9 protein-coding genes are annotated in these 6,155 nt (G+C 59.8%); all 9 read left to right on the top strand.

The features are described from left to right. Positions 1 to 242: penicillin-insensitive murein endopeptidase (locus tag AC2FEE_RS16180; protein WP_496866360.1), on the top strand; the 242-nt coding region annotated here is incomplete at its 5' end. Further along, positions 215 to 1,096, top strand: a complete 882-nt coding sequence (locus AC2FEE_RS16175; RefSeq protein WP_496866359.1) for an esterase-like activity of phytase family protein — start codon at positions 215 to 217, stop codon at positions 1,094 to 1,096. The genes AC2FEE_RS16180 and AC2FEE_RS16175, both read left to right, overlap by 28 nt. Before the next feature lie 91 nt (positions 1,097 to 1,187). After that, positions 1,188 to 1,832 carry a queuosine precursor transporter gene (locus AC2FEE_RS16170; protein WP_496866358.1) on the top strand — a complete coding sequence of 215 codons (645 nt, stop codon included), beginning with the start codon at positions 1,188 to 1,190 and terminating at the stop codon, positions 1,830 to 1,832. A 263-nt stretch (positions 1,833 to 2,095) separates the two neighbouring features. Further along, complete coding sequence (arfB, locus tag AC2FEE_RS16165) at positions 2,096 to 2,515, top strand: alternative ribosome rescue aminoacyl-tRNA hydrolase ArfB (RefSeq protein ID WP_496866357.1); 420 nt, start codon at positions 2,096 to 2,098, stop codon at positions 2,513 to 2,515. 54 nt (positions 2,516 to 2,569) lie between these two features. Further along, positions 2,570 to 3,316: an SDR family oxidoreductase gene (locus tag AC2FEE_RS16160; RefSeq protein ID WP_496866356.1), complete on the top strand. Its 747-nt coding sequence runs from the start codon at positions 2,570 to 2,572 to the stop codon at positions 3,314 to 3,316. Positions 3,317 to 3,325: 9 nt separating this feature from the next. After that, the gene (locus AC2FEE_RS16155; RefSeq protein WP_496866355.1) at positions 3,326 to 4,342 is read left to right on the top strand and encodes a P1 family peptidase; all 1,017 of its coding nucleotides are present in this window, start codon (positions 3,326 to 3,328) and stop codon (positions 4,340 to 4,342) included. Between the two features lie 113 nt (positions 4,343 to 4,455). Beyond that, positions 4,456 to 4,869, top strand: coding sequence for a c-type cytochrome (locus AC2FEE_RS16150; RefSeq protein ID WP_496866354.1), 414 nt, complete (start codon positions 4,456 to 4,458; stop codon positions 4,867 to 4,869). A gap of 208 nt (positions 4,870 to 5,077) precedes the next feature. Then, positions 5,078 to 5,620: an isopentenyl-diphosphate Delta-isomerase gene (gene idi / locus AC2FEE_RS16145; RefSeq protein WP_496866353.1), complete on the top strand. Its 543-nt coding sequence runs from the start codon at positions 5,078 to 5,080 to the stop codon at positions 5,618 to 5,620. Positions 5,621 to 5,667: 47 nt separating this feature from the next. Beyond that, positions 5,668 to 6,150: an SsrA-binding protein SmpB gene (gene smpB / locus AC2FEE_RS16140; RefSeq protein ID WP_496866352.1), complete on the top strand. Its 483-nt coding sequence runs from the start codon at positions 5,668 to 5,670 to the stop codon at positions 6,148 to 6,150. Positions 6,151 to 6,155: the final 5 nt, after the last annotated feature.

Genomic DNA, 6,155 nt, shown 5'->3' with positions numbered 1-6,155 from the left:
GTCCGTGGTGGGGTCATCACTACCACTTCCATGTGCGCCTGAAATGCCCCAAGGGTTCGCGCGGCTGTGTCAACCAGGACCCGCCGCCCAAGGGGGATGGCTGCGCGCAGGCTCAAGAATGGGTGAACAATATCCTCAACCCGCCACCGCCCGATCCGAACGCGCCGCCGCCCAAGAAACGCCGGGAATATGTTCTGGCTGATTTGCCCCAGCAATGCGCAGCCGTCTTGCAATCCAACTGATTGCGGTTCTGCTGGCCGGTTCGGTCTGGGCGGTCGAGGTCAAAACGGGCACGCACCTGAACAGCTTTGCCTGGCGGCACACTGCCGACTGGTTCGGCGGGTTTTCGGCGATCCATGTTTCCGATGATGGCTACCGTATGATCGCTCTCAGCGACCGGGCTACGTTGGTGTCTGCTCGGATCACGCGTGACGCTGGCCAAATCATGGATGTCGAGATTCTGGGTCAGTGGCCAGTTCTTTCCAGCAAGGGTCGACGCATGACTGGCTCTGCCGGAGATTCCGAGGGATTCGCCATTGCGCCGGATGGTGGTTTTTACATCTCGTTTGAAGGCATTCATCGCGTTGCCTACTATACTGCGCCCGGAACCAACGCGCAGGTCCTGCCGATACCAATGGATTTTAAGGCGTTACAGCCTAACGGATCGTTCGAAGCGCTGGCGATTGACAACATCGGGCGGCTTTACACCCTGACCGAAAAGAGCCGTACAGTTCGTGGCGAGATCCCTGTTTATCGTTGGGATGGTCGCGGATGGTCTTTGCCATTTGTGCTGCCGCAGCGCGGTAAGTTCCTGCCCGTTGCCGCTGATTTCGGACCAGGTGGCAGGCTCTATGTGCTGGAACGTGCTGTGTCTGCAATTGGGTTTCGATCGCGCCTCAGACGATGGCAGATCACCGAGGACATGCCTCAAGCCGAAGAAATCCTGTTCGAATCCGGGACCGGAGCGCATGACAACCTCGAGGGGCTATCGATCTGGCGGGACGATCAGGGGCGGCTGCGCGCCACGATGATCTCAGACGACAACTTTCTGGCCCTGCAACGGACAGAACTGGTGGAATACCTGCTGCCCGATTGACTCGAGGTGGACAAAGGTCTAAACGCACGGCTTGCCTCGGGATGAGCCCGAGGCCAAGTCGCCGCTACCTTGTTAAAACGGGCATCTGTACATGCAACGCAGCTTTATTCCCGGCATCATTGCCATGGCCTCTATCGTTGTGGCCTCGAACATTCTGGTTCAGTTCCTGATTTTTGACGGGCTGCTGACTTGGGGTGCCTTTACCTATCCGCTGGCCTTTCTGGTCACTGACATCATGAACCGCGTCTATGGCGTGGCCACCGCCCGTAAAGTGGTTTTTGCCGGGTTCATCACTGGCGTTATCTGCTCGTTGATCGGCAGCCAGATCATGCTGCAGGGTGACGGGTTTACCTATGCCGCGGTACCGCTGCGGATTGCCGTGGCCTCGGGTACCGCTTTCCTGATCGCACAGCTGACCGACGTGACCGTGTTCAACGCGATGCGCGGCGGCCGCTGGTGGCGCGCTCCGCTGGTCTCGACACTGATCGGATCGGCGCTGGACACCGCGCTGTTTTTCACCATCGCCTTCTCGGCCTCGGTCACGTTCTTCGGCGCCAACGCTGACGCTGCGATCAACTGGGCGTGGGAGCCTGTGCCCTTCATGCTGTCCGGCCCGATGGCCCCGCTGTGGGTGACGCTGGCCTTTGCCGATTGGCTGGTGAAACTGTCGCTGGCGCTAATCGCGTTGGTCCCGTTCAAAGTGATCGTCGCGCGCCTGACCGCACAGCCTGCGTAAAAAAGTGCTTTGAGAATGGCGCATCTTGTGTCAGGCTCAAAGTTAACCGCAACAGATAGAAAAGGAGGTGATCCAGTGTCGAGAAAGAGATTGGAGAGAGGTGTCGGAACAACCGGGGGGATCGCCCGTTAGGGCAGCCCTTGGCGGAGCGAGCGCTCCGGCTGGTCGATTGATCTAACCGACCCGACCTCCTGAACTTTCGAAGGGCCGTCCCGCTGGGGCGGCCCTTTTTGTTTCTGCATGCGGGCTGTAAAGTCCGACCCATGTTGCGCATTACCGATGATATTACCCTGCAAGACTGGGAGATTACCGAGAGCTTTGTCCGCTCGTCCGGTCCCGGTGGGCAAAACGTGAACAAGGTCTCGACAGCAGTAGAACTGAGATTCGAGGCGGCGCGTTCTCCGTCGTTGCCCGATCCGGTCAAATCGCGGCTGAAACGGCTGGCAGGGCGACGCTGGACCAAAGACGGTGCGATCATCATTCAATGCGAGGAAACCCGCAGTCAGGCCCGCAACCGCGAGATTGCCCGTGCCCGTTTGGCCGAGCTGATCACCCGCGCGCTGGTCAAACCCAAGCGACGGATTGCCACCAAACCCACCTATGGCTCGGTCAAACGGCGGCTGGCGGCGAAAAAGGCGCGCGGCGATGTCAAAGCGCTGCGCGGCAAGGTCGCGGAAGATTGATCTGGTAGTTTCGCCGCGCCTTGCTAGTCTGATCCCGCAAGGGAGAGCAAGATCATGAGGTTAGAGGGAAAAACCGCAATCGTCACCGGTGGCGCGTCGGGCTTTGGTGCCGGGATCGCGCAGAAATTCCTGTCCGAAGGTGCGCGGGTCATTATTGCAGATATCAATGGCGACGCTGCCGAGGTTCAGGCCAGGCAACTCGGCCCGAATGCGATTGCCCAGTTGGTGGATGTTGCCGATGCAGCCTCGGTGCAGGCGATGGCGGACATTGTGCGGGACCGGTTCGGGCATCTGGACACTCTGGTGAACAATGCTGGCGTCACGCATCTACCGATGCCGTTGGAGGAGGTCACCGAAGAAGATTTCGACCGCGTCTTCAACGTAAACATGAAATCCGTCTACCTGACTGCGCGGGCCTTGGTGCCCGCGATGAAGGCGCGCGGGGCAGGGGCGATTCTGAATGTGGCTTCGACCGCCGGTCTGTCGCCACGTCCCAACCTGAACTGGTACAACGCCTCCAAAGGCTGGATGATCACGGCAACCAAGACCATGGCTGTGGAGCTGGCTCCCTCGGGCGTTCGTGTAAACGCGATCTGCCCAGTGGCCGGGGAAACACCGCTGTTGACATCCTTCATGGGCGAAGACACCCCCGAGATACGCGCTAAATTCCTGGCGACCATCCCGCTGGGCCGATTTTCCACCCCCGAGGACATGGCCAACGCCGCCTGTTTCCTGTGCTCGGACGAGGCCAGCATGATCACCGGCGCTGCATTGGAGGTCGACGGTGGCCGCTGTATCTGAGGTACGCCCATGATCCCCGGACCCCGAAATCTGATCACCGACGTTCCCGGTCTGTTGGTCGGCAATGCCCAGGACGATGTGTTGAAATCCGGGACAACCGTCCTGACGTCAGATCAGGCCTTTATCGCCTCGGTCCATGTCATGGGCGGGGCACCCGGGACGCGGGAAACCGATCTGCTGGCACCGGACAAGACGGTCGCACAAGTTGACGCGATAACCTTGTCCGGCGGGTCGGCCTTTGGGCTGGATGCCTGTTCCGGAGTGTCGGATGCATTGCGCGCGCAAGGCCGGGGGTATCCGGTTGGCGACACCGTGGTGCCAATCGTACCCGGAGCGATCCTGTTCGATCTGCTGAATGGCGGCGACAAGGATTGGACCGAAAACCCTTATCGTGCCCTTGGTCTGGCCGCTGTTGAAGCCGCCGCTGCCGACTTTGCGTTGGGCACGGCGGGAGCGGGTACCGGAGCTTTGACCTCCAGGCACAAAGGTGGGCTGGGCTCTGCCTCGCTGGTTCTGGACAGTGGGATTACCGTTGGTGCCCTGGTTGCGGCCAACCCGCTGGGCAGTGTCACCACGCCCGGCGATCGCCATTTCTGGGCTGCGCCCTTCGAATTTGACGGGGAATTTGGCGGATTAGGGCCTGATCCCGGCGCAGGTCTGGGCTTGCCTGCACCCAGTCGCAAGGCACAAGCCATGGGACTGGCAGAGCCAGACAAGGCAAACACGACCATCGCCATTGTGGCGACCGATGCTGCACTGTGGAAACCGCAATGCCAGCGGCTGGCGGTGGCGGCGCATGATGGTATTGCCCGGGCGATTCTGCCCGCCCACACGCCGGGCGATGGCGATCTGGTGTTCGGGGTCAGCACAGGCGCGCACCCGGTCGCGGTTGAATCGGATTTGGGGCTGATCGGCCATGCGGCCTCGGTCTGCCTTGCGCGGGCCATCGCGCGGGCGATCTACCTGGCAACCCCGGAGGTGGGCGATATTTTGCCCTGTTGGTCCGCGCCACATGACATAAGTTAAGGACTGCCACTATGCCGCAGTGGCACAGTGCTCTCGCGCGGCAATCTGCGCGTTGACTCTTTTCCGCGCCGAAGGTCCATTCGGCGCAGCCAATTTGTATCGGAGCAAAAGCTATGAATCGCATCCTCGCTACCGCAATCGTCGGCCTGCTGGCCGTACCCGTATATGCTGAAGGTGACGCCGAAGCCGGCAAGAAAACCTTCAACAAATGCAAGTCCTGTCACCAAATCGCCGGCCCTGATGGCGAGGCAATCGTCAAAGGCGGCAAAACCGGCCCGAATCTTTACGGTATCGCAGGCCGCACCGCGGGCACCGTCGAAGGGTTCAAATATGGCGACAGCATCGTTGCTGCCGGTGAAAACGGTCTGGTCTGGGACGAAGCCACCTTTGTCGAATATGCACAGGATCCCAAGACATTCTTGAAAACCTATCTGGATGACACCGCCGCCAAGTCCAAGATGACCTTCAAACTGAAGAAGGGCGGCGAAGACGTTTATGCCTATATCGTCAGTGTTTCGGGCGAATAACGCCTGACGCCACGTATCTCTTAAGGTTACAAAAGGCCGCAGCCCCTGCGGCCTTTCGTGCGCTTGATAACAGGAAAAATCGGCGCCACCTTGGGTATGCGCGACCCGTCATGCCTTGCCCGCATGATTGCGCAAAGCCAAGCCGATCCGGCCTTAGTCAATTTCGAGTGTTTGGCCCTTCAGGCAGATCGGCAGCAGGAGACGACAGATGGGAATCATGATCCCGGCCTGGGTTGATGGCGAATTGACCCCCGTGGACAAGCTTGAGGCGCATGAAAAGGGCCTCAAACACAAGGCTGTGTCCGTCTTCGTTGTCCGCGGCACCGAGATTCTGCTGCAGCGCAGGGCGATGGGCAAATACCACACGCCGGGCCTGTGGGCGAATACCTGCTGTACCCATCCCGATTGGGGTGAGACGCCCTCGGAATGCGCCGTGCGTCGTCTGCGCGAGGAGTTGGGGATAACCGGGCTCTATCCCGAATACCGTCACCGGTTGGAGTATCATGCCGATGTAGGCAACAACATGGTCGAACATGAGGTGGTTGATGTCTTTCTGGCGCATGTGCGTGGCCCGCTGACGATCGAACCGAACCCGGATGAAGTGATGGATATCCGCTGGATCGACTACCATGATCTGCTGGCCGAAGTGCAGCGCCATCCCACGCGGTTCACGCCGTGGCTGAAAATCTATCTGCACAACCACGCCGACACGATTTTTGGCCCCGATCTGATCATCTCGGCCAAGACCTGACCGCTACGGCTTGCAAGGGCCGCCCAAGCCGCCTAAATCAACGCGTCATGGCCAAGCAAAAGCAGAAGACCGACCCGAATTACAAAGTCATCGCCGAAAACCGGCGTGCGCGCTTCGATTACGCGATCGAGGACGATATCGAGTGCGGCATCGTGCTGGAAGGGTCCGAGGTCAAATCCCTGCGCGCGGGCGGCTCGAATATTGCCGAAAGCTATGCCTCGGTCGATGACGGAGAGCTGTGGCTGGTCAACAGCTATATCGCGCCCTACGAGCAGGCCAAGGTGTTCAAGCATGAAGAACGCCGCCGCCGCAAGCTGTTGGTGTCGCGCAAGGAACTGGCCAACCTGTGGAACGCGACCCAGCGCAAAGGCATGACGCTGGTGCCGCTGGTTTTGTATTTCAACCACAAGGGCCGCGCCAAAATCAAAATTGGCATCGCCAAGGGTAAGAAGCTGCACGACAAGCGTGAGACGCAGGCCAAACGCGACTGGTCACGTCAGAAACAGCGGCTGATGAAGGATCACAGCTGATCCTT

The sequence above is a fragment of the Ruegeria sp. YTSC199 genome, from assembly GCF_059609725.1.
Note: the sequence above shows the minus strand (reverse complement) of the source record. Positions and strands in the feature narration are given on the sequence as shown.

What these genes read in the sequence shown, in the direction of transcription:
- AC2FEE_RS16155 (WP_496866355.1), top strand. Translation starts at nt 3,326, where the DNA reads ATGATCCCCGGACCCCGAAATCTGATCACCGACGTTCCCGGTCTGTTG.
- AC2FEE_RS16150 (WP_496866354.1), top strand. Translation starts at nt 4,456, where the DNA reads ATGAATCGCATCCTCGCTACCGCAATCGTCGGCCTGCTGGCCGTACCC.
- idi (WP_496866353.1), top strand. Translation starts at nt 5,078, where the DNA reads ATGGGAATCATGATCCCGGCCTGGGTTGATGGCGAATTGACCCCCGTG.
- smpB (WP_496866352.1), top strand. Translation starts at nt 5,668, where the DNA reads ATGGCCAAGCAAAAGCAGAAGACCGACCCGAATTACAAAGTCATCGCC.
- AC2FEE_RS16160 (WP_496866356.1), top strand. Translation starts at nt 2,570, where the DNA reads ATGAGGTTAGAGGGAAAAACCGCAATCGTCACCGGTGGCGCGTCGGGC.
- AC2FEE_RS16175 (WP_496866359.1), top strand. Translation starts at nt 215, where the DNA reads ATGCGCAGCCGTCTTGCAATCCAACTGATTGCGGTTCTGCTGGCCGGT.
- AC2FEE_RS16170 (WP_496866358.1), top strand. Translation starts at nt 1,188, where the DNA reads ATGCAACGCAGCTTTATTCCCGGCATCATTGCCATGGCCTCTATCGTT.
- arfB (WP_496866357.1), top strand. Translation starts at nt 2,096, where the DNA reads ATGTTGCGCATTACCGATGATATTACCCTGCAAGACTGGGAGATTACC.